Here is a 23,230-nt window from a genome sequence, read left to right as displayed (position 1 = left end):
AGTCCGCGTCACAGGTGGCGTACTGTGGTGCTCAATCGCACAGCTTTCTTATATGGAAACTGAAGTTCTATTATCGAACACGCTTTTCGGCCGAACACCCACACAACGAAGTGAGGAATCCCGTGCAGTTCCACCACCACGGCTACGTATCCGGAGACCCGCGGATCAAGCCTGCAGCCGGCGTCGGCATCAACCGTCCTGCCGAGCTCCCGGACGAGGTTGACGTGCTCATTGTCGGGACCGGGCCCGCCGGTATGCTTGCCGCCGCGCAGCTCTCGCAGTTCCCCAACGTGACCACCCGCATCGTCGAGCGCCGGGAGGGACGGCTCCCCATCGGCCAGGCTGACGGAATCCAGGCCCGCAGCGTTGAGACCTTCCAGGCGTTTGGATTCGCCGAGCGCATCATTGCCGAGGCGTACCGGATCACCGAGATGGCGTTCTGGAAGCCGGACCCCGCGGACCATTCGCGCATTGTGCGGAGCGCCCGCGCCGTGGACGACGAGATGGGAATCAGCGAGTTCCCGCACCTGATCGTCAACCAGGCCCGGGTCCTTGACTACTTCGCGGAGTTCATGGCCAACTCGCCCACCCGCATGGCGCCGGACTACGGCTACGAGTTCCGCGGCCTTGAGGTCACCGGCCAGGGCGAGTATCCCGTGACCGTAACGCTCGCGCACGCCTCCGGGGCGAACGAGGGCGAGGAGCGGGTGGTCCGCGCCAAGTACGTCATCGGGGCGGACGGCGCGCGGAGCAAGGTCCGGGACGCGATCGGCTGCCACCTTGCCGGCGATGCCGCCAACCACGCCTGGGGCGTCATGGACGTCCTGGCGGTCACGGACTTCCCGGACATCCGCACCAAGTGCGCCATCCAGGGCGAGAAGGGCAGCATCCTGCTGATCCCGCGCGAGGGCGGCTTCCTCTTCCGCATGTACGTGGACCTTGGCGTGGTCGATCCGGACAACAAGGGTGCGGTGCGCGCCACCACCATCGAGCAGATCATCCACCAGGCCAACGAGATCCTCCACCCCTACACCCTTGATGTCCGGAACGTGGCATGGCACAGCGTGTACGAGGTGGGCCACCGCCTGACGGACAGGTTCGACGACGTCCTGCCGGACCAGCGCGGCACGCGGACGCCGCGGGTGTTCATCACGGGCGACGCCTGCCACACCCACAGTGCGAAGGCGGGGCAGGGAATGAACGTCTCGATGCAGGACGGTTTCAACCTGGCCTGGAAGCTGGGGCACGTCCTGGAAGGCCGCAGCCCGGAAAGCCTGCTGTCCACCTACTCGGAGGAGCGGCAGGTGGTGGCGAAAAACCTCATCGACTTCGACAAAGAGTGGTCCACCATGATGGCCAAGAAGCCCGAGGAGTTCGAGAACCCCTCCGATCTCGAGGACTTCTACGTCAGTACCGCCGAGTTCCCGGCCGGCTTCATGACGCAGTACACGCCCTCGCTCATTGTCGGCAGCCCGGACCACCAGGACCTGGCCGCAGGTTTTCCAGTGGGCAAGCGGTTCAAGTCGGCCCCCGTGGTGCGGGTGGGAGACACCAACCCCATCCACCTGGGCCACCACGCCACGGCGGACGGCCGGTGGCGGATCTACGTCTTCGCCGATCCCGCGCTTCCGGGCTCAGGGTCTGCCACGGACAAACTTGCCGCATGGCTCGCGGAGGCGACGGAATCGCCGCTGGCCGCAACGCCGTCGGACGCTGATCCTGACGCGTGGTTCGACGTGAAGGTGGTCTACCAGCAGCCCCACACGGAGCTGGACATCAACGCAGTGCCGGCGGTTTTCAAGCCGCAGGTGGGCCCGTTCAGGCTGACGGACTACGAGAAGGTCTATGGCACCGACCCCAAGGCTGACATCTTCGAGCTGCGGGGCCTGGACCGCGGGGGTGTTGTGGTGGTGGTGCGGCCGGACCAGTACGTGGCGAACGTCCTGCCGCTGACGGCCACCACCGAACTGGCGGAGTTCTTCGGGCCGCTCCTCAAAAGCCGTCCGGCCGGTCAGCCGTTGACGGTCTGACCCGTCCGGTATTCGGCAGCGGCGTAGACGCCCAGGATCCGCACCTCCGTGGTGAAAAAGTCCAGCTCCTCGAGGGCCAGCTTCAGCGGCAGGTCCTCGGGGTGGCCCTCGACGTCGGCCATGAACATGGTGGCGGCAAACTCGTTGCCCACCATGTAGCTTTCCAGCCGCGTCATGTTCACCCCGTTCGTCGCGAAGCCGCCCAGTGCCTTGTACAGAGCTGAGGGGACGTTGCGGACGCGGAACACGAAGCTGGTGACTGCCGGTCCGGAGAGTTCATCGCGGGCCGGCAGCTCCTTCTCCCGGGCCAGGACTACAAAGCGCGTGGTGTTGGAGGGGTCGTCCTCAACCCGGGAGGCCAGGACGTCCAGGCCGTAGATCTGCGCGGCCAGCGGCGGCGCCAGGGACAGTTTGCGCGGATCGTTCCACTCGGCCACTTCCCTTGCGGACCCTGCGGTGTCGCCGGCGATGACGGGCTTGAGGCCGTGCTCGCGGATGAGCTTCCGGCACTGTCCCAGGGCGTGGATGTGGCTGTGGACCTCCGTGGCACCCTCGATGGTGCTGCCCGGGATGCCCAGCAGGTCGAAGTGGATGGGCAGGAAGAACTCCCCCACGATCTGCAGGTTGGACTGGGGCAGCAGGATGTGGATGTCCGCCACCCGCCCGGCAATGGAGTTCTCGATGGGAATCATGGCCAGCTCCGCCTCGCCGCTGGCCACGAGTTCAAACGCGTCCTCGAAGCTCGCGCAGGGCACGCTTTCCATGTCCGGGAACATCTGCTTGCACGCGATATTGGAGTTGGCGCCGGGCTCACCCTGGTACGCAATCTTCTGGGCCATGATCCGTATGGTTTCACGTCCCGTGCCCGCGGGCCCAACTAGGTAGCGCTAAGTGTCGTTTTGGGCGGTCAAAACGACACTTAGCGCTACCTAGTTGGGAAGGGGCGGGGTTAAACGGGGGTGACGCGCAGCCAGAGGTACTGGCGGGGGAGGAGCGTGACGCCCTCGTCCAGCTGCAGCGCGGCTTCGGAGAGAAGGTCGACGGCGGCGCCTGAGAAACCGGAGAAGGTTTCGGCGGGCAGGGTCTGGGGTTCGTCGCTGAAGTTGGCGAGGGCCAGGATTCTCGTCTCCCCGCCGTCGGCCGCACTTGCCGGCCGCTGGTAGGCCAGGACGCTCCGGTTGTGGGTACCGAAATCGAGGAGCGTTGTTCCCGCAAGTTCAGGAGCAGCGCCGCGGACCTCGATCATCCGCTTCAGGCCCGCGTACACCGCACCTTCCGGCGTGGAAATATCGTGCCGCCGGGCGTACTGCTCCTCCGGATAGTGGGGCCGGTGCACCCAGCGGCTGTCGGCGTCGTGCCCTTCCTCTTTCGCATACCCGTCGTCGTTGAGCTGCCCCACTTCGTCGCCGAGGTACAGCAGGGGGATGCCGCCGGTGCTGAAGGCCACCGAGTGGGCCAGGAGGATCCGCTCCACCGCCTCAGCCGGCTCCACCTCCATGCCGCACAGTGACGCGGTCGTCCCTGAGATGCGGCAGTCACCGGTCTTGGGGTTGTCCTGGAACGGCACGCCGCGGGCGAAGCTGCCGGGGAAACGGTTGACGTAGAAGGAGTTCAGGAAGCGGCGGTGGTCGAAGCCGTTGATGCCCAGCTCGGCGGCGTCCTCGTCCGCGAAGGTCCAGCCGATGTCGTCGTGGCTGCGGACGTAGTTCACCCAGGAGGTGCCCGCGGGAATGTTGTGCCGCCGCTCCAGCGCCTGGGCCAGGAGCGAGACGTCCCGGGTGGCCAAGGAATCCCAGATGAGCGCCATCTGCAGCGGGTTGTAGGAGAGCTGGCATTCGGCGGGGTCGATGTAGAGTGCCACCTCGTCCGGGTGCACGATTGCCTCGGACTTGAACAGCAGCGAGGGGGCGGCCAGCCGGCACACGGCGTTGAAGGCCTGCAGGAGGATGTGGGCCTCGGGCAGGTTTTCGCATGGGGTGCCCAGCTGCTTCCAGATGAACGCCACCGCATCCATCCGCAGGATGTCCACGCCCTGGTTGGCCAGGAACAGCATCTCCCCGGCCATCGCCCGGAACACCTCCGGGTTGGCGTAGTTCAGGTCCCACTGGTACGTGTGGAAGGTGGCCCACACCCAGCGGCCGTCCTCCATGTGGACGAAGGACCCAGGGTGGTTCTCCGGGAAGATCTCGCGCACGTTCTGCTCGAAGGCGTCCGGCATGGTCCGGTCCGGGTAAATCCAGTAGTAGTCGCTGTACTTCGGGTCGCCGGCAGCGGCACGCCTGGCCCACTCGTGCTCGTCGGAGGTGTGGTTGAAGATGAAGTCCACCACCAGGCTGATGCCGTGGCCGCGGAACTCAGCCGCGAGGTTGCGGAGCTGTTCCATGGTGCCCAGCTTCGGGTTGACCTGGCGGTAGCTCGAAACCGCGTACCCGCCGTCGGAGTGTGGCTCCGGAGCAAGGAACAGCGGCATCAGGTGCAGGTAGGTCAGGCCCAGTTCCTTGAAATACGGGATCTGGGTTCGGAGCCCGTCCAGGCTGTCCGCATACCGATCCACGTAGCAGACGCCGCCCAGCATGGTGTTGGACAGGAACCAGTTGCTGTCTGCTTCCCGCTGGGCGTCCAGGGCCTTCAGGTCGGCGGGGCGCTCCTGCCACGAGCGGGCGCTCTCCACCACCAGGGCAATGAGCTGGTCCAGCCAGTCCTGCCGGGGTTCGTACAGGGACCGGAACAGGCGGTACAGGTCAGGGAAGTGCGCGTCGAACCTCCGCCGGAAGTCAGGATCCGCGGTGAGGTCCGCCTGCGCGAGAGCATCGAGGACGTGCTGCCGCACCGTTTCGTCCACCATGACGGAATCCTGCATTGAAAACCCCTTCCGGACCACCAGCCGGCGGATCCGGCAGGGACTGGTTACGGCAGTATGCCACGGCGGCTAGCGCCGTGCGTCCCGTGGCAGGGCGGCCAGCGTGCCGGGTTTATCCGCTGCGCGCCATTCGCCCGCAGTCCGCCGCCGGGCCAGTACCCCCGCGGCAAGGAACAGAAGCCCAAGGAGGCCGGCGGCACCGGCGGCAACCTGGGCGCTGTGCGGCCAGAGCCCGGCCATTCCCAGGAAGGCCGGCACCGTGGCGGTCACCTGGCTTGCCAGGACCAGTGCCCAGCCCATGAAGTGGTCCAGCCCGCTCCTGCCCAGGGCCAGGGAGGCGAACATGAGGCCCCAGAGCACCGCCCACGCCAGCCACAGCACGGAGAGCAGGGGATCGGCAGGAAGCCATAAGAAAGCAAGCAGCACGGCAACGAACGCAACCATCCCGCAGAACCAGCCCACGCCCTTCGACCCAAGGTCCAGCAGGGTGTCCAGGCCCCCATAGGCGTAGGTCAGCCCGAACAGGAGGATCCCGGCGGCCGTTGGCGCCGCGCCGGCCGCACCGCCCAGGGACAGCACGACGGCGCCGAGCGCCAGCTGCACGGTTCCCACCACCAGGCCCAGGACGGCTGCGTCGCGGCGGGGCAGGTGCCCCAGGATGGCGAGGCCGTTGACCAGCAGCGCCGCACCGGAGAGAAGGAGGCAGACGTACGGCATCAGGACGCCCCCGTGCCTGCGAAGACAACCACTGAAAGTCTCATAGAGTGGAATGTTTTTGTCACAATACGGAGAATAGGGCATTGTTTTGGGGTGGCCTAACAGCGCCCGGTCGTAATTGGTTAGGTTGAAACGTAAACTGTTTGGGACGATGCCGCCCTCCGTGCGGCAGTTCCGGAGTACGCCCACGGTAAGGAAAAGTTCATGGATGCACGGCTGGAGGCCATCAGGGACACAGTCCTGGCCCGGAACCCCGGTGAAACGGAGTTCCATCAGGCAGTAGTTGAGGTCTTTGAAAGCCTGGGCCCCGTCCATGACAGGCACCCCGAGTTCCTTGAGGCCGCCATCCTGGAGCGGCTCTGCGAACCGGAGCGCCAGATTATTTTCCGTGTCCCCTGGACCGATGACGCCGGCCGGGTGCAGATCAACCGCGGTTTCCGGGTGGAATTCAACTCGGCGCTGGGCCCGTACAAAGGCGGCCTGCGGTTCCACCCCTCGGTCTACCTGGGCATCGTCAAGTTCCTGGGCTTTGAACAGATCTTCAAGAACGCCCTCACCGGCATGCCCATCGGCGGCGGCAAGGGCGGCTCGGACTTCGACCCCCGCGGCCGCAGCGATGGCGAGGTGATGCGGTTCTGCCAGTCCTTCATGACCGAGCTGTACCGGCACATCGGCGAATACACCGACGTCCCGGCCGGCGACATCGGCGTGGGCGGGCGGGAGATCGGGTACCTCTTCGGCCAGTACAAGCGCATCACCAACCGCTACGAATCCGGCGTCCTCACCGGAAAGGGCATTTCCTGGGGCGGATCCCTGGTCCGGCCTGAAGCCACCGGCTTCGGAACGGTCATCTTCACCCAGGAGATGCTGAAGACCCGCGGAGCATCATTTGACGGCCAGCGCGTGGTGGTCTCCGGTTCCGGAAACGTGGCCATCAACGCGATCGCCAAGGCCCAATCCCTGGGTGCAACCGCGGTGGCGTGCTCCGATTCCTCCGGCTACGTGGTGGATGAGGCGGGCCTCGACGTCGCGCTTCTCCGCGAAGTCAAGGAAGTGGAACGCGGCCGCCTCAAGGATTACGCCGAACGCCGCGCCGGCGTCTCCTACGTGGAGGGCGGCTCCGTCTGGGATGTGGAAGCCTCCGTGGCGCTGCCCTGCGCCACGCAGAACGAGCTCGACGGCGATGCTGCCGCCCGGCTGGTGCGCAACGGGCTCATTGCGATCGGGGAAGGCGCCAACATGCCGTCCACCCGCGAGGCCGTGTCAGTCTTCCAGGACGCCGGCGTGCTTTTTGGCCCCGGCAAGGCGGCAAACGCCGGCGGGGTGGCCACCTCTGCGCTGGAAATGCAGCAGAACGCCAGCCGTGATTCGTGGTCCTTCGAGCACACTGAGGAGCGGCTCACGGAGATCATGGTGGGCATCCACCACCGGTGCGCCTCCACGGCCGACGAGTACGGTGACCCGGGCAACTACGTTCTCGGCGCCAACATCGGCGGGTTCGTGAAGGTGGCCGACGCGATGCTGGCACAGGGCCTGATCTAGGGCGGTGCAACGGCAGCATTCCCCGCCGTCCTGCGGGGAGCGACCGTTAGTTCCGCCACGCGTTCCAGGCGCGGGTTGAGGTTGTCGCCTCCCTCCACGACGCCCCGCTGCCACCACAGCTTCAGTCCCTCCGGCACCACTTCGAGGCAGGCCAGGTTGTTGTCGAACCATGGGCCTTTGATCCCGGACCAGCGGAACGGCGGGTCCGGGACCTTGGCTGAGCGCGCGGCCAACGCTCCGATCGGCGTGGCCAGGCCGTAGGACATCACGGCCCCGAAGGACCGCATCACCCGCGGGAGTGGATTGCGGATGGGCGAGCAGACGGCTTGGATGATGCGGCTGCCCGCAGTCCTCTCCACCTCGGAGACGTAGGAAAAATGCACGTCCCCGGACAGGAAGGTGACACTGTCCGGGGCAGGTCCGCGGCCGCCGTCGGCCACGTCCTCAGCCATCGCGGCAACCCGCCGGAAGCTCTCCTGGAAGGCGCCCCAGTGCTCCAGGTCCACGGCCTGGCGCAGTTTTTCGCCGAACCGCGCCGGGAGCCTGCCCCAGGCGCCTTCGGAGACTGCCTCGTCCCAGGCCTCAAGGTGGTGCAGGCCCATGGGCAGAAGGAACGGCAGGGACGTTGCCACCAGCAGGTGCCGGAAACCGCCGCGCATCCGGGCGTCCAGCCAGTCCATCTCCGCATCATCCAGCAGGGCGCGGTGCTCCGGGTCCAGGTTCCGGGCAGCCCTGGAATCAACCACGAGCAGCCGGGTGTCGCCAAAGTCGCGGCAGAAGCTCCACCGGTAGGTTTCGGGATCCTGGTCGGCCCGTTCGGCGAAACTGTCCAATTCAGTGCTGATGTCTGGTTCGCTGTCCCCGCGGTGGGAGGCAATCTTTTGCCAGATCACATCCGCGGCCCGCTCCTGTGGGGACAGGTTTCCCAGGTGCTGGTACACCCAGTAGGACGCAAGGCCCGCCACGATCCGTCCGTGCCACCAAGTGGTTTTGGACATGGCCTCCCGCCAGCTCCGCGACGCGTTCCAGTCGTCACGGATGTCATGGTCGTCGAAGATCATGGCACTCGGCAGGGTGGACAGCAGCCACCGGTTGGCGGGGTCGGACCAGGCCAGGTTGTAGAGGTGCGCGTATTCCTCAAAATCCTTGAGCTCCTCGCCGGGAGGCTCCGTGATGTCCCGCCGGGCTTTGATGAACTCCTGCATCTGTTCGCTGGTGGAATCGGCGTAAACCTGGTCCCCGAGGAACGCCACCAGGTCCGGCCAGGGCTCCTTGCCGCCGGAGCTCATCTCCAGGGCGTAGGCCCGCAGGGCGTCCACGCCGTGGCTCCGGTTTCCGGGCCCGTCGTGCGGGACGCTGGTGCGGCAGGAACCAAAGGCCAGGCGCAGCGGCTTGCCGGGTTTGAGGGTGGCGATTACCGGCGGCAGGAACCCCGTCCCGGGCTCAGGCCACACCGGTACTCCGTTGACTGCCACCGTGTAGGGAGTCACGGATCCGGGCTCCAGCCCGTCCACTTCCACCAGCGCGTAGTGGTGGCCGTGGACGGCGAAGGTCCGGGCTTCCCACTGCCCGGCACCGGCGGCCACCGTCACACGGGCGTTGTCCCGGGTTTCCACCCAGATGCTCGCCGAGGTCTGGTCCACGTACCGCATCATGGGGCCTAGCACCAGCTCTGGGGTAGTCATCTTTCAGTTGTACCTGCTGGAACCCGCTCCGGCTATGGGGAAATCCGCAGCTGGGGAATTCGCAGCTAGGGAGTGCGGAGCGCCGCGTGGAAAGCGTAGGCCGAGTTGCTCCACACCACGAAGAGCAGCGGGGCCGGCGCCAGGGCCACGCCCAGCACGGGCTGCAGCAGCGCGGCAGAGGCGATGATGCCCAGCAGGACAAGCGCGGCAATGCTCAGGTACCAGCGCTGCACGCACAGGTAGAGGGCTGCCTTGAGCAGGTCCTTGAGTCCCGCTTCGGGCAAGAGTACGACGCCGGCGCTCGCCGTTACGGTGACGGCCACGGTGACGGCGGCAGCCACCACGATGACGGGAACCAGCACGGCCGCTGCCGGCATGGACAGGGTGACCGCCAGGTCCACGCCAAGGAAGAGCAGTATTGCCACGGCGGCCAGCCCCAGCGGGGCGGCCCGCCGGAAACCGCCGAAGTAGCCCCTGAGGAAGGATGCAACCGGCTTAACCGCGGCGCCGTCGTCGTTCAATGCCTGGAAGGAGGCAAACAGGCCGGCGAGCGACGGCGGAACGGTCACCGAAAGCGCAAGGAAGAACGGCCAGGCGGCGATGGGGTCCGCCACCAGGGCCAGGCACAGCACCAGCGGCGCGTTCGCCAGGGCCAGCAGGACGTTCCCGGCCAGGAAGGTGTAGACGAAGCCGAAGATGCCGCCGAAGGTTTCAAATCCGGGGCTGGGAAGGCGTCCGGCCAGGCCGCGCCGCCGGGAACGGGTGGGGTGCTGCGCCACGGAGGTCATCCCTTCATGCCGCTCGTGGCGATGCCCTGGATGAAGTAGCGCTGGCCCACCAGGAAGATCACCAGGATGGGGATCACGGAGATCACGGAACCGGTCATGATCATGGCGTACTCGGCATCGAACTGGCCCACGAAGGAACGCAGGCCCAGCTGGACGGTCCAGAGGCGGTTGCTGGTGAGGTAGATGAACGGGCCCATGTAGTCGTTCCAGGTGTTCACGAACGTCAGTAGCGCCAGGCTGGCCAGTGCCGGTTTGGACAGCGGCAGGATCACCCGGGCCCAGATTCCGTACTCGCTCAGGCCGTCAATCCGGGCGGCCTCGCAGAGCTCGTCCGGAATGGTCAAGTAGTACTGCCGCATCAGGAACACGCCGAACGCGCCGAAGGCCTGCAACAGGATGAGGGCGTTAAAGCTGTTGGTCAGGCCCAGGTTCTGCATCATGATGTACTGCGGCACCATGTACGCCTGCCACGGCACGGCGATGGTGCCGATGTACGCGAGGAACAGCACGTCCCGGCCGGGGAAGCGCACCTTGGAGAAGCCGTAGGCCGCCAGCGAACCGGTGAGGACCTGCAGGCACGTGATGATGACAGCGAGGTACAGCGAGTTCTGCAGGTACCCCATCATGGGGATCCGGGTCCAGATGTCCGTGTAGTTGCTCCAGACGAATTCACTCGGAATCCATTGGATCGGCACCGTGAGGACCTGGTTGTTCTCCTTAAGCGAGGAGGACACCATCCAGATGAACGGCACCATCAGTGCCGCCACCAGCACCACGAGCACGCCGTAGATGACGGCGTCGGTGGTGCGCTTCTTCCGTTCCCGTGGCGAGTCGCGCTGCGTACGACGGCGGTCTTCCGGAGCGGGTGCCAGGCCCTCCCCGGCGAAGGGCGCCTCAGCCTTGAGGTCTTCGGCCATGTTGGTCATCAGCGTTCCCTCCGCTGTTGGATCTTGAACTGCAGGACGGTGACCGTGAGGACGATGACGAACAGCACCAGCGAGATGGCGGACGAGTATCCGAACTTCCCTTCGCCGATGCCCTCCTGGTAAATGAGCTGGGACAGCACGGTTGTGGCGCGTCCCGGTCCGCCGTTGGTCATGACCACGATCAGGTCGAACACCTTGAAGCTGGAGACCGTCAGCATCACCACCACAAAGAACGTGGTGGGCCGCAGGGAGGGGATGGTGACGTTCCAGAAGCGCTGCCAGGGGCTGGCGCCGTCAACTTCCGCTGCTTCGTAGAGTTCGGTGGGGATGGCCTGCAGGCCGGCCAGGTACAGGATCATGTAGTACCCCATGTCACGCCAGACGCTGGTGATGATGACGGCGGGCATGGCCCAGTCGGAGCTGGAGGTCCAGCCGGGGGTTTCGGCGATGCCGATAACGTTCAGGAACTGGTTGATGGGTCCGTTGTCCGGGCTGAACAGCATGTTCCAGACCACCGCCACCGCTACCAGGGAGGTGATGTAGGGGAAGAAGATTGCCACCCGGAAGAAACCGATGCCCTTGAGCTTTCGGTTCAGCAGCAAAGCGAGGACCAACGCCAGGGCCATGGTGAGCGGGACGTGCCCCAGGGCGTAGACCACGGTATTGCGCAGCGCCACCCAGAATGTGTCGCTCTGGAACATGCGCTGGAAGTTTTCCAGCCCAACCCAGCGGGGCGCCGTGAACGAGGTCCACTCCATGAAGGAGAGGGCGAACGCCGCGGTTACGGGGATGAGGGTGAAGGCCAGGAAGCCCAGGAAGTTCGGAAGGATAAACGTCCACCCGATCAGCGTGTTGCGCCGCGCCTGCTTCCGGTTGCCCCGGCTGTGGGCAGGTGCTGGAGCCGGGGCAACGGGAGGAAGTGTTTCAGTAGTCATGGCTGCCTGTTACTGACCGAGGACTTCGCTTTTGACGCGCTTGCCCATCTCGGTGATGCCGTCTGCCACGGAGCGTTCGCCCACCATGATGAGGTCGTGCTCCTGGTTGAGGATCTTGTCCGTGGCGGCAGACTTGTCGCTGACCGGCATTTCCAGCGCGGTTTCGTCGGGAGAGAACGCCTTCTTGGACAACTCATCCGTGGGCAGGCCCTCGAGCTGGAAGTAGGTGTCCGTGACAGCGTCGTTCTGCAGGGCCGGGACCACACCGATCTTGGAGATGGCCTTGGCGCCTTCTTCACCGGCAGCCCATTCGATGAACTTCCTGGCTTCCTCGGAGTGCGCGGCGTTCTTGTTGACGGCGAAGGCCGTGGGTGAGCCGAACGTCGATACCTTGCCGTTGGAGTCCTTCTGCGGCAAGGGAGCCAGGCCCCAGTCAACGTCTGTCTTGCCGTCCTTCTTGGCCTGCAGGACGCCGGCGATGTACCAGGTTCCCATGGGCATCATGGCGGCCTGGCCGGTTTCGAACATGGTCCGGTAGCTGGTCTTCTGGCTCTTGGCCGTTCCGAAGTCCAGGGTGGCACCGCTCTTCTGCAGCTCCAGTGCGGTGTTGTACTGGTCTTCGAAGAAGCCGTACTCACCGCTGATCTGGTCACCGTTGTTCTGTGCCGCCGCTATGGCCTGCACAACCGAGCGCCAGATGTGGTGGTAGGTGCCGTAGACCTTCTTGCCGCCCTCTTCGGTGGTGAGCTTCTGGGCCAGCGCGGTGTACTCATCCCAGGTCAGGTCCTTGGGCTCTTCGACGCCGGCGGCCTTGAGCAGCTCCTTGTTGTAGTAGAGCAGCCAGAAGTCCTGCCGGTACGGCGCCGCGTAGTACTTGCCGTCAATGTCGAACGCGTCCAGTCCGGCAAGATCGTCCTTGCCCACGGTGTCCACCACACCGTTGATTTCCTGGAGCTGGCCGTTGTTGGCGTAGCGGGCGTAGTCGATGACGTTCTTCATGGTCAGGACGTCGGTGGTGTCCCCGCCGGCCAGCATGGTGGTCACCTTCTGCGGGTAGTCGTCCGCGAGGATGTCCACGGGCTCGATGTCGACGTCCGGGTTTGCGGCCTCGTAGCCGTCAAACAGGGCCTTGAATTCCGGTGTGCCTTCGTAGTTCCACACGGATACCGTCAGGCGGGTTTTGCCGTCCTGGCTTTGGGGTTCCGCGGGACCGGCGGCGCCGGCGCAGCCGGTCAGGCCAAGTCCTGCTGTCACTGCCAGGGCGATGGCGGCGAGGGTTGTGCGCTTCATTGCGTTCTCCTTACTAGGGATGCGGGTTTGCCGCGGCTGCGGCGAAATTTGGTGCGGTGCCTCAGGTGCCGGAGTGCTCAGGCGCTGAGGGAGAGGTCGCCGGAGACAACCTGCGCCAGCAGCTTCTGTCCGGTCAGGTACCGTTCCAGGTCGTTCAGGGCGGCGTCGGACATCCTGCGGGTTTCGCTCCCCAGGGAGCCTGCGATGTGCGGAGTGATCACGACGTTGGGGAGGTCATACAGGACGGAGGTTGCCGGCAGCGGTTCGGGTTCCGTGACGTCCAGGAGCGCGTTGATGCGGCCGGTGGCGCATTCGGCTTCCAGGGCGCTGGTGTCCACCAGCGAACCGCGGGCCGTGTTGATCAGGGTGGCATGGTCCTTCATCGCCCCCAGTTCGGCTGCGCCGAGCATATGCCGTGTCTCCGGAAGAGCCGGCGCGTGCACGGTAACGACATCCGACGCCGCGAGGAGGTCCGGCAGGGGCACCAGCCGCCCTCCTGCTGCGGCCACGGCTGACGGGTCGGCATGGGGATCGCTCACCAGGCAGGTGACGTCCTGGAGCTGCTGGACCAGCTGGACAACCCTGCGCCCGATGCGGGAGAAGCCGATGACCCCGATGGTCTGCCCGATGTTGCCCAGCTCGCCGCGCAGGGTGCTGTAGCTCCAGTCCTCCCTGTGGATACGGGCATCGTTGGACAGCACCTGGGCTTTTTTGCCGGCCAGGACGATGGAGGCAAACGTGAATTCGGCTACCGGGATGGCGTTCGCGTCTGCGCCGTTGGTGACCAGGATGCCGCGGTCCCACAGTTCCTGGCTGACAAAGCTGCGGACGGTCCCGGCGCAGTGAAAGACAGCGCGGAGCCCAGGCATGAGTGACAGCGCATTTTTGTCCAGGCGGGGGACGCCCCAGCTGGTGAGGAGGATTTCCACCTCCGCAAGGCGCGGGGCCAGTCCGGGGTGTTCCTTGATGTCGAGTGACGTGGTCCACGGCTGCGCGCCAAGCTCCACCAGGTTTGCGAGGCGCTCCAGCCGCGATGCATCAAACTGGTCCGCAAAAGTACCGCGGTTCATGACCAGCAGCGCCTTCGGTTTTCGGGACACGACGCCTCCTTTCGGGTTGTGGTGTTCGCCCGGCAGGGCTCAGTTTCATGTCTTGCATCACATCTAACAATCAGTAGATACTCATAAACAAGACAGATCATCCAAGCTGATCATGTTCGTTCTAAAACATTCACATTCGAACATTTGAGGAACCCCGATGACACCACGCACCGGCGCTGCCCTTCCCGCCGCCACGTGCGTCGATCCCCTGGCAACTGCCTGGGGCGCCGCCGCTTCAGCCTCGGGGCTCGTGTCCCTGCTGCGCGGTGCCCGGGCTCGGCTTGAGCTGCCCGGCGCAGGTGACCTCCGGTGGCGCCCGGCAGATGCTGCGGTCCTCGGTCCGCTGCGCGAGCAGGCCTGCGACGAGCGGGGAAAGCCGTGGCCGCAGCCGCTGGTTTCCCACTATGCGCGGTATTTCCGCGACGGAAACCGGACCGCCTACGAGGGGCTGGTGGCCGCCCGCCAGCAACGGCTGACCCGCGCCGTGGTGATGGCCCTGGTGTCCGACGACGGTGGGCCAGCTTCCGGCGCAGGAGCAGGGCCGGCTGCCTGGCTGGACGAGGTGATCGACGGCGCCTACCTCCTCTGTGAGCAAAGCTCCTGGAGCTGGGCCGCCCACGATGACGTGTTTGCCCGCAGCAGGGAAGTGGTGCCGGACCTGGGCCGGCCGTTTCTGGACCTCGGCGCCGGGGAAGTGGCCGCGCAGCTGGCGTGGCTTGACCATGTCCTGGGCGGACAGCTGGACGAACGGGCCCCGGGCCTGCGCGCGCGGATCCGCGGGGAGGCTGCCCGGAGGGTTATCCGGCCGTTCCTGGACCGGATGGACTGGCACTGGCTGGGACTGGACGGGGACGTCCATAACTGGAACCCCTGGATCCACTCCAACCTGATCGCCGCGGCGCTCTTCCTGGTGGATGACCCCGAAACCCAGGCGCGAACAGTTGCCCGGTGCATCGAGGGCCTGGGCCGTTTCCTCGCCTCCCTTCCCGCCGACGGTGCCATCGACGAGGGCTTCGCCTACTGGTGGAACGGCGCCGGACGGGCACTCGAGGGCCTGGCCCTGCTGGAGCAGGCCACCGGGGGAGGGCTCGACGCCGGCCTGCCGGTGGTCCGCGAACTGGTGGCTTTTCCGCACCGGATGCACATCGGCGCCAACTGGTTCCTGAACGTGGCCGACGGCCCCGCGCAGGCAGCAGCGGCCTTGCCCTGGGACATACTCCACGGCTGGGCGGTGCGCCTTGGGGACCAGGACGCCGCCCGTCACGCAGCAGCCATGGCGGCCCTCCGGATTGAGGCGGCCGCAGGGCTCGGACGAGTGCTGCACTCGCTCGTGGCCACGGTGGAGGAGGTGGGCGGGGAGGCCGGTGTGGAAAAGGCGGAAACTCCGCCGCTGGTTCCGTTCGCCTGGTTTCCGTCCGTCCAGATCATGGTGGCGCGGGAGGCGGCCGGAACGTCCCGGGGCCTGTTCCTGGCAGCCAAGGGCGGGCACAACGGCGAGCACCACAACCACAAGGATGTGGGCTCCGTGGTGGTCGCAGCTGATGGGGTTCCCCTGCTGGTTGATGCCGGCCAGCCCACCTACACCGCCATGACGTTCGGACCGGACCGTTATGAAATCCGCGCCATGCAGAGCGCCTGGCACAGCGTCCCGGCGCCCTTCGGACTGGAGCAAGGCGCCGGCGGGGAGTACGCGGCCGTGGTGCTGGCAGAACCGGCGGCCGACAAGCCCACCCTTGAGCTGGCCCTCGGCGCGGCGTATGGGCTGCGGCCGGACGCGTGGACCCGCACCTCATCCCTGGACCGCAATGCCGGGAAGGTCGTTGTGGCCGACCGCTGGGACCTTGACGGGGCGCGGGACGACGGAACGTCCGACGTCGACATCGCCTACCTGGCGGCCGGCACCGTCAGGCTGGGACAGGGGGCAGCCACGGTCCTGCCCGTGGGGATCCCCGGCGCTGGCGGAACCCGGGGCCTAGCCTTGCGCTGGGAGCCCGCCTCCGCCGTCGTGCTGGTGGACGAATGGCCGCTGGACGATCCCCTCCTTGCCGGCGTCTGGGGCGAAAAGCTGACCCGGCTGCGGTTCCGCCTGCCGATGACTGAAGAACTGACAGAAACAAGACCCCGCGCCGCCGGCGCATTCACCCTCACCGCGGAGGTAACCCCATGAGCCCGGAACAACCCGCCGAACCGGCAGGGAAGTCCCTGTTCTCCCTGCAGCGCCGGGAACGGCTGATGGAGGAACTCCGCGCCCACGGAGCCATCACTGTCCGCGGCATTGCGGCGAAGCTGGGTGTCAGCGAGTTGACTATCCGCCGGGACGTCAACATCCTGGCGGACGAGGGGCTGGTGTCGCGGGTGCACGGCGGCGCCACCCTGCCCAGCAAGTTGGACCGGTCGACGGCGGCGGGCCGCCCTCCGCACCACAGCTACTCCATCGGGATGGTGGTGCCGTCGCTGGACTACTACTGGCCGCAGGTCATCAGTGGAGCGCGGGCGGAAGCCGAGGACCAGAACCTCCGGATCCTGGTCCGGGGGTCCGCCTATGACGCCGCGGATAACCGCCGCCAGGTGCAGGCCCTGCTGGACACGCAGAACATCGACGGGCTGATCGTGGCGCCGGACATGACCGGGGACCAGAGCCAGGAACTGCTGCGCTGGCTCAACGCCCTGCCCATCCCCGTGGTGCTCGCCGAGCGGCGCTCGCCGATTGAGATCCCGGCCCACCGGCTGGAGTGGGTGGCCACGGACCATGCCTTCGGCGCGGGGATGGCCGTCAGGCACTTGTGGCAGGAGGGGCATCGAAGGATCGGCTGCCTCACAGATTCCTCCAGCCCCACCAGCCCGCACGTGGTGCGCGGCTGGCACCAGGCGCTTGCCGCGCTGAAGATTCCCCTGGAAGGCTCTGTGCACGAGGATTCGGCGAAGCCGGAGAACGGAGGGCGTGCCACGCATTTCGACCACGTCCTGGCGCTGTGCCGGAAAACCGGGACCACCGCCATGCTGGTCCACTCCGACACGCAGGCGGTGGCGTTTGTGCAGCACTGCGTGGACAAGGGGTTGCGGGTGCCCGGGGACATCGCCATTGTGGGGTATGACGACGAAGTGGCCTACCTTGCGGAGCCGGCCATCTCCGCGGTGCGGCCGCCCAAGCAGTACGTGGGCAAGGTGGCCGTGCAGCTGATGGCGGCACGGCTGGCGGAAGGCCGGATGCGGCCCGTGCACCGGATCGAGCTGAACCCGGAACTGATCCTGCGCGAGTCCTCGGCGGGCGCCCCGCAGGCCCCGGCAGCCGGCATGCTGCAGGTCCCGCAGTGACCGCCCCTCCCACTGGCCGGGATGCTGGCCGGGACCCTGCCGCCGCGCCGAAAGCCCTGCTGCTCAGCGGTGAGGGACGCTACTCGGACCCGTGGCATCCTTTCGCCGAGACGTCCGCCGCCCTGGCCGGCCTGCTGCGGGAGGCGGGGTTCGGCGTCGCGATTCCCGGCGACGTGGACACCGCGCTGGAGGAACTGGCCGGGACCGCGGACACTGACCTGCCGGAACTCCTGGTGGTCAATGTGGGGCTGCCCCGCGACGGGCGTCCGTCCCCCGGAACTCCTGTGGCCGCCGCGGGACTGGTGCGGTGGCTTGGCTCGGGACGCCCCATGCTGGTGAGCCACTCCAGCTCCACCAGCTTCGTGGACTGCCCGGAATGGGAAGGCGGGCTCGGGGGACGCTGGGTCCGCGGAACGTCCATGCACCCCGACTACGGACCGGCCACCGTCCGGATCCGGCCCGGGTCCGGCCCCCTGGTTGCGGGGATGCAGGACTTTACGCTGCCCGATGAGCGCTACAGTTGGCTGCGCACCGCCCCCGGCAACACCGTTCACGCCACCCATACACATGAAGGCACTGAGCACCCGCTGGTGTGGTCCTTGCTCCGCCAGTCATCCGACGGACATCCGGCCGGCCGCACGTTTTATGACGCCCTGGGCCACGACGCCGCCTCCTACGAATCGCCCGAACACCGGGAACTGCTGGGGCGGGCCATCTCCTGGCTGAGCCGCTGACCCGTTGACCTGCTTCGCCCGCCTGACCCTCTTGTTTGCCTGACCCGCCAACACCACCTGACCCTCTGAGGAATCCATGCCCGCCACAGCTCCACCCGTTTCCTTGCTCCTGCCCCCGCTGGACCGGCAGCTCTCGCCGTTCACCGGCCTGACCCGCGAGCACTGGTGCGCCTACGCGGACTATCTGCTGCGCTCGGCACACCGGCATGCCACTGAGGACCACGCGAACATCCACCTCCCCGGCGCCAACAGCGCCTATGGCCCGCGCAGCGATTCTCTCGAAGCGTTCGCACGGACATTCCTGCTGGCCTCCTTCCGGATGGCGGGGGACCCGGGCGGCACTGGCTGGATCGCCGACTGGTATGCCCGGGGGCTGGATGCCGGCACCAATCCCGCCAACCCGGACCGCTGGCCAACCCCGGGGGAGCTCGGCCAGGCGAAAGTGGAGGCGGCCTCGCTGGCCGTCGGCCTGGCCCTCACGCGGGACATGCTGTGGGACAAGCTGCCGCAGCGCGTCCAGGAACAGCTCATCGCGTGGTTCGAGACCGTGATCGGGGAGGACTACCCGCCCATCAACTGGGTGTGGTTCCAGATCGTCGTCGAAAGTTTCCTGGCCTCGGTGGGCGGCCGGTACTCGGACCAGGACATCGACGCCGGCCTGGCCATCCACGACTCCCTGTACCGGAGCCAGGGCTGGTTCGCCGACGGGCCCGAGCGTGCCTTTGACCACTACGTTGGCTGGGCCTTCCAGGTTTACCCGCAGCTGTGGGAGCTGATGGCGCCCGGGGATCCGCGGGTCAGGGCCCGGGCACAGCTTGACGGTGACAGGCTGGCCGACTTCCTGGACGACGCCGTCCACTTGGTGGGGGCCAACGGCGCCCCGCTCATCCAGGGCCGCAGCCTGATCTACCGCTTCGCCGCGGCCGCGCCGTTCTGGACCGGTGAACTGTCCGGGCACACGCGGCTCAGCCCGGGTGTCACGCGGCGGGCGGCGTCGGGAATCCTGGACTACTTTGCCCGCCGGGGCGCCATCACCGAGGACGGGCTGCTCTCCATCGGCTGGCACGGCGAGTTCCCGGGGATGAAGCAGTCCTACTCCGGCGCCGGGTCACCGTACTGGGCGGCCAAGGGCATGCTGGGCCTGGCGTTGCCGGCGGACCACCGCGTCTGGACAGCCGTCGAGGAACCGCTGCCCGTGGAAGCCGGCGACACCCGGCGGCTTATCCATGCCCCGGGCTGGCAGGTGGACGGGACGGTGGCGGACGGCGTGGTGAGGATCCGGAACCACGGCACGGACCACGCCAACGCCGGCGTAAAGGTGGCGGATTCGCCGCTCTATGCCCGGTTGGGCTACTCCACCGCCACCTTCCCGGACCTGGAACCGCAGTCCCTGGACAACGCCGTGGTCCTGATGGACAGTGCAGGGCAGACCACCCACAGGACAGGCTTTGAATACCTCGGGCAGCAGGACCTGGGCGGGGTGCTGGCGGGTGCCTCGCGGAGCACCGTCAACTGGATTTCCGTGGATCCGGACGCCGGGCCGGACCACGGCAGCGGCGCCCGGGGTACAGCCACGCCGGGCCCGGAGGTGACGGTGGTGTCGCTGACCCGCGGGGCGGTGGAGCTGCGGCTGGTCCGGGTGCGGGGCGTGGACCCGGCACAGGAAGCGAAGCTCCGGATCGGCGGCTGGCCGGTGGATGCGGCATCCGGCATAGCCAGTACGGTGCGGCCCGTACCCGGCTTTGGCCTGCGCCTTGACGACGCCGGGACCTGGCGCCGGGACGCGCCGCACCCGATGGGGGAGAGCCTTGCTATCCCCTGGATCGGCACCTCAGGCGTGGCTGGCGACGGCGACTATGCCGCCGTCGTCGTCCTCGCCGGGGAGGAAGCTGCGGAAGCATACGCCGTCCGCCTTGTTCCGGGGGAAGGATTCGGCTTCCCTGACGGCACCGTCCTCACCTTCGCCGCCGCATTGGAGTTTTTGTCCAGATAAGCCGACTTAAAGGCCCCGCAACCCTGCGTATCTGGACAAAAACTCCTACGCCTCGTTGAACCAGTCCCGCGAAGGGTTGGTGACCTCCGGGACGGAACGGTGCAGCTCCGGCTGGGCCGCCCACTTCACGCCGTTGGCCAGGACCCGCTGGATCTGCGGGTGGTGGTACACCGGGTACTCCTGGTCGCCGGGGCTGAAGTAGAAGATGCGTCCCTTGCCGCGGGTGAAGGTGACGCCGGAACGGAACACCTCGCCGCCGGCGAACGAGCTGATGAAGATCAGGTCGTCCGGGTCCGGGATGTCAAACAGTTCCCCGTACATCTCCTGCTCGGGGATGACGATGGGGCTGTCCACGCCTTCGGCAATGGGGTGTGACGGCTTCACGGTCCACACGAGCTCGCGCTCGCCGTCGTTCCGCCAGGCCAGCGAGCAGGTGGTGCCCAGCAGCTTGGTGAAGACCTTGGCGAAGTGCCCCGAGTGGAGCACGATGAGCCCCATGCCACCGAGCACGTGCCGGTGGACGCGTTCGACGACGGCGTCACTCACCTCGTGGTGGGCCACGTGGCCCCACCAGAGCAGGACGTCCGTCTCGGCGAGCACGTCCTCGTCAAGGCCGTGCTCGTCGTCGGTGGCCAGCACCGCCGTCGTGATTTCCGCTTCGGGGTAGAAGGAACGGAGCCCCGCGGCGATGGCGCCGTGGATGCCGTCAGGGTAGATCTCCCCGATGTGTGACGGCTCGTTGTTGGCCTCGTGGACACCCTCGTTCCAGACGCGGATTCTCAGCTTGTCGTTCATTAGAGACGAACCTCCCTTTGTTCGCGTGCGGACAGGTAGCACGCGTCGATGATCTGCGCCCGGTAGAGCGCCAGGGAGCCATCGTGCTCGCCCCAGGCCTGCTCGCCGCCGCGCACTGCCGTGACGAAGTCTTCCACCACTGCGTCATGGGCGCGGCCCGGAAGCACCGGCGGGACGTAGTCGGCGGATTCGCCCTCCCTGTCGGTGAAAACCCGGAGCTGGCCTACGGCCGGGAACGGCGCCCCCTGCACCTTGAGCTCGGCGCCGCCATCGGTGCCGTAGACGGTGAAGTCCAGAAGGTCGTCCGTTTCCCGGTAGGTGGCCCAGCTGGCTTCGATCACGAGAGTTCCGCCGCCCTCCAGCCGGAGGAACGCTGACGCGAAGTCCTCCACCTCGAATGCGTGGCTGGAGGCCAGTGCCGAGTAGGCGCTTCCACCGCCCCGCCCCTGGGGGCCAAGCTCCGAATGTGTGGCGGCGGAGACGGCCACCACCTTGGGTTCACCGAGAAGGTGCAGGGCGTAGTCCAGCGCGTGGACGCCGATGTCCGCCAGCGGTCCGCCGCCGGCGAGCTCCGGGTTGGTGAACCAGCTGCCCAGGGTGGGGATGCCGGAGCGGCGGAGCCAGGAGGCCTTGGCGTAGTACGGCCGGCCCAGTCCGCCGTCGTCAATGACATCCTTGAGCGCCTTGATGTCGCCGCGGCGGCGGTGGTTGAAGGCCACGTCCAGGACGCGCCCCGCCTTGCGGGCGGCATCCACCATGGCCTGGCCTTCGACGGCGTTGCGCGCGATGGGCTTCTCGCTCAGCACGTGGATTCCCCGTTCCAGGGCGGCGATGGCGATGGGCGCGTGCAGGAAGGTGGGCACTGCCACGCTGATCGCGTCCAGCCCGCCGTGCTCCAGCATGTCTTTCCAGTCGGCAAAGGCGTTCGGAATGGAGTATTCGGCCTGCAGCGAGTTGCGGAGTTCCTCCTCCATTCCCGCCAGCGCCACGATGCGGACGCCTTCCAGGCCGTTGTAGGCCATGAGGTGCTGCTGTCCGGCCCAGCCGATGCCGACAACGCCTACCCTCAATTCTTTGGAGTGTGGTTCTTCGCCTGGTGTAGCTGACTGCTGTCCTGCTGCCCCTTGCGCCGGGGACTGCTCGATGTTCAAGGGGTTGCTTCCTTTGGTTTGATTCTGGGTGGGTTCTGCTTGGCGTGGAATCGATTCCAACGTAAAGATACGAACTGCCCGAAAGTGCTGGAATCGATTCCAAAAGTCTGTCAGTGGGGGTTCTGGGCTGTCAACCCCCTTCAGCCCTTTGTTGAGTCCCGAACCACGAGTTCGTGGGGGAGGTAGGTCCGGCCGCGGCGGTGCGCCCCGGGTTCCGTCATGCGCTCGAAGAGCGCGTCGAAGGCCACGCGGCCCATGTCGTAGGCGGGCTGCCTGATGGTGGTTAACCCGGGCACGCACATCTCCGCCTGGATGGAGTCGTCAAAGCCTGCAACGGCGATGTCGCCGGGCACCCGCAGGCCGGCATCGGTAATTTCGCGGACGCATCCGGCGGCCACCGTGTCGCTGCCGCAGAAGACCGCGTCGGGCAGCCGGTCGCTGCCCAGCAGTTCCCGGGTGAGGCTCCGGCCGGAATGGAAGTTGAAGTCCCCGTCTGCGAACAGCAGGTGTTCCGGCGAGAGGCCCGCTTCGGCAAGGGCCCTCCGGAAGCCGTCCTCCCGGAGCCGGCCGGAGCGCGCCGCCCGGTTGCCGATCATCGCCAACTTCCGGCTTCCGGTTTTGATGAGGTGCTGCGTGATGTCGTATGCCGCTTGCCGGTCATCGATGGATACGCCGAACGCCGCCTCCGAGTCCGCCACTTCGCAGAGCTGCACCACGCTCATTTGGGTGGCCACTGCTTCGATCTCGTCGTCAGCCATGGTTGGGGAAAACATGATCAAGCCGTCCACGGAGCCGTTGCGCAGCATGTCCACCAGCTGCTGTTCCCGCTCGGGTTCGCCGGCTGTCGGTGCGATGAGGCTGACGTATCCGGACAGGGCGGCAGCATCGCCGACACCCCGGAAGGCCTCACTGACGATGGGTGAGTCCAGATTTTTCGCGAGGGCCAGGATGCGCATGGTGCGGTCACGGCGCAGGTCGCGGGCGGAAGCGAGGGGCCGGTAGTTGAGCTGGCGGATTGCTCCAGCCACCTTTTCTTTGCTCGCCGCACTGACGGCCGGGCTTCCGTTCAGCACACGCGACACCGTCCCCACGGACACTCCCGCCGTTTTCGCGACGTCCTGGACTGTCGCTCGTGCCATGTCCGTTTATCCCTTCCGCGGCTTCAAGGGAGGGCTGTGGCCCTCCACCCTGCTCGGCCTGCCCGTGCTGCCGTGGCTGCTGTTCTTCAGCTTAGCCGCGGCCGGCGTCACGCACGGCACGCTTTTGGCCTCCCGCGCCGCTGCATCCCCCGTGATTCCGGGAGGCTGTCAGCCTGGACCGTCCAAGAGGGCGCCTGGCGTGACGCGGTTCCGGGAGCGCCTGCCGTGAA

18 protein-coding genes are annotated in these 23,230 nt (G+C 66.8%); 6 read left to right on the top strand and 12 right to left on the bottom strand.

The genetic code is table 11. The features are described from left to right. Positions 1-122 precede the first annotated feature (122 nt). On the top strand, positions 123-2,030 hold the full coding sequence (locus ACKAE7_RS04085) for an FAD-binding monooxygenase (protein ID WP_408978576.1): 1,908 nt from the start codon (positions 123-125) through the stop codon (positions 2,028-2,030). On the opposite strand, the gene ACKAE7_RS04080 is transcribed toward ACKAE7_RS04085, so the two are convergent. The 3 genes from ACKAE7_RS04080 to ACKAE7_RS04070 form a co-directional block, all read right to left on the bottom strand. Beyond that, positions 2,012-2,869, bottom strand: a complete 858-nt coding sequence (locus ACKAE7_RS04080) for a prephenate dehydratase (RefSeq protein ID WP_188812112.1) — start codon at positions 2,867-2,869, stop codon at positions 2,012-2,014. The genes ACKAE7_RS04085 and ACKAE7_RS04080 overlap by 19 nt on opposite strands. 110 nt (positions 2,870-2,979) lie before the next feature. Continuing rightward, positions 2,980-4,890 (bottom strand): alpha-amylase family glycosyl hydrolase, encoded by a 1,911-nt coding sequence (locus ACKAE7_RS04075; RefSeq protein ID WP_408978575.1) that lies wholly within the window; start codon positions 4,888-4,890, stop codon positions 2,980-2,982. A gap of 69 nt (positions 4,891-4,959) precedes the next feature. Next, the gene (locus ACKAE7_RS04070) at positions 4,960-5,607 is read right to left on the bottom strand and encodes an AmiS/UreI family transporter (RefSeq protein WP_408978574.1); all 648 of its coding nucleotides are present in this window, start codon (positions 5,605-5,607) and stop codon (positions 4,960-4,962) included. Between the two features lie 204 nt (positions 5,608-5,811). Here ACKAE7_RS04070 and gdhA point away from each other — a divergent pair, with 204 nt between their 5' ends. Further along, the gene (gene gdhA / locus ACKAE7_RS04065; protein WP_408978573.1) at positions 5,812-7,149 is read left to right on the top strand and encodes an NADP-specific glutamate dehydrogenase; all 1,338 of its coding nucleotides are present in this window, start codon (positions 5,812-5,814) and stop codon (positions 7,147-7,149) included. Here gdhA and ACKAE7_RS04060 read toward each other — a convergent pair. The 6 genes from ACKAE7_RS04060 to ACKAE7_RS04035 form a co-directional block, all read right to left on the bottom strand. Further along, positions 7,146-8,834: an alkaline phosphatase D family protein gene (locus ACKAE7_RS04060; protein ID WP_408978572.1), complete on the bottom strand. Its 1,689-nt coding sequence runs from the start codon at positions 8,832-8,834 to the stop codon at positions 7,146-7,148. The genes gdhA and ACKAE7_RS04060 overlap by 4 nt on opposite strands. 65 nt (positions 8,835-8,899) lie before the next feature. Continuing rightward, positions 8,900-9,622, bottom strand: coding sequence for a hypothetical protein (locus tag ACKAE7_RS04055; RefSeq protein ID WP_400620491.1), 723 nt, complete (start codon positions 9,620-9,622; stop codon positions 8,900-8,902). Continuing rightward, positions 9,619-10,548 carry a carbohydrate ABC transporter permease gene (locus ACKAE7_RS04050; protein WP_408978571.1) on the bottom strand — a complete coding sequence of 310 codons (930 nt, stop codon included), beginning with the start codon at positions 10,546-10,548 and terminating at the stop codon, positions 9,619-9,621. Before ACKAE7_RS04050 ends, ACKAE7_RS04055 begins: the two co-directional genes overlap by 4 nt. Then, positions 10,548-11,483, bottom strand: a complete 936-nt coding sequence (locus ACKAE7_RS04045) for a carbohydrate ABC transporter permease (protein WP_188812126.1) — start codon at positions 11,481-11,483, stop codon at positions 10,548-10,550. Before ACKAE7_RS04045 ends, ACKAE7_RS04050 begins: the two co-directional genes overlap by 1 nt. 9 nt (positions 11,484-11,492) lie before the next feature. Continuing rightward, positions 11,493-12,773, bottom strand: coding sequence for a sugar ABC transporter substrate-binding protein (locus ACKAE7_RS04040; RefSeq protein ID WP_191035461.1), 1,281 nt, complete (start codon positions 12,771-12,773; stop codon positions 11,493-11,495). A gap of 77 nt (positions 12,774-12,850) precedes the next feature. Next, on the bottom strand, positions 12,851-13,873 hold the full coding sequence (locus tag ACKAE7_RS04035) for a hydroxyacid dehydrogenase (protein WP_408978570.1): 1,023 nt from the start codon (positions 13,871-13,873) through the stop codon (positions 12,851-12,853). A gap of 157 nt (positions 13,874-14,030) precedes the next feature. On the opposite strand from ACKAE7_RS04035, the gene ACKAE7_RS04030 reads away from it, so the two are divergent. From ACKAE7_RS04030 to ACKAE7_RS04015, 4 genes are all read left to right on the top strand, one after another. Beyond that, a complete protein-coding gene (locus tag ACKAE7_RS04030) occupies positions 14,031-16,040 on the top strand; it encodes a heparinase (RefSeq protein WP_400620481.1) in 2,010 nt (669 codons plus the stop codon). Next, positions 16,037-17,188 (top strand): LacI family DNA-binding transcriptional regulator, encoded by a 1,152-nt coding sequence (locus ACKAE7_RS04025; protein WP_408978569.1) that lies wholly within the window; start codon positions 16,037-16,039, stop codon positions 17,186-17,188. The genes ACKAE7_RS04030 and ACKAE7_RS04025 overlap by 4 nt, the downstream gene beginning before the upstream one ends. Beyond that, entirely contained in the window at positions 17,185-17,922 is a 738-nt protein-coding gene (locus ACKAE7_RS04020; RefSeq protein WP_408978568.1) for a ThuA domain-containing protein, read from the top strand. The genes ACKAE7_RS04025 and ACKAE7_RS04020 overlap by 4 nt, the downstream gene beginning before the upstream one ends. A 76-nt stretch (positions 17,923-17,998) precedes the next feature. After that, the gene (locus ACKAE7_RS04015; protein WP_408978567.1) at positions 17,999-19,915 is read left to right on the top strand and encodes a DUF2264 domain-containing protein; all 1,917 of its coding nucleotides are present in this window, start codon (positions 17,999-18,001) and stop codon (positions 19,913-19,915) included. 45 nt (positions 19,916-19,960) lie between these two features. Here the strand turns inward: ACKAE7_RS04015 and ACKAE7_RS04010 are convergent, their stop codons facing one another. From ACKAE7_RS04010 to ACKAE7_RS04000, 3 genes are all read right to left on the bottom strand, one after another. Then, positions 19,961-20,710 carry a ThuA domain-containing protein gene (locus tag ACKAE7_RS04010; protein WP_190612657.1) on the bottom strand — a complete coding sequence of 250 codons (750 nt, stop codon included), beginning with the start codon at positions 20,708-20,710 and terminating at the stop codon, positions 19,961-19,963. Beyond that, positions 20,710-21,861: a Gfo/Idh/MocA family protein gene (locus ACKAE7_RS04005; RefSeq protein WP_408978566.1), complete on the bottom strand. Its 1,152-nt coding sequence runs from the start codon at positions 21,859-21,861 to the stop codon at positions 20,710-20,712. Before ACKAE7_RS04005 ends, ACKAE7_RS04010 begins: the two co-directional genes overlap by 1 nt. Before the next feature lie 140 nt (positions 21,862-22,001). Next, a complete protein-coding gene (locus tag ACKAE7_RS04000) occupies positions 22,002-23,000 on the bottom strand; it encodes a LacI family DNA-binding transcriptional regulator (protein ID WP_190612658.1) in 999 nt (332 codons plus the stop codon). Between the last annotated feature and the right edge of the window lie 230 nt (positions 23,001-23,230).

It is taken from the genome of Pseudarthrobacter sp. NKDBFgelt (assembly GCF_046097905.1).
Classification (GTDB): domain Bacteria; phylum Actinomycetota; class Actinomycetes; order Actinomycetales; family Micrococcaceae; genus Arthrobacter; species Arthrobacter polychromogenes.
This window is presented reverse-complemented; position numbering and strand designations above follow the sequence as displayed.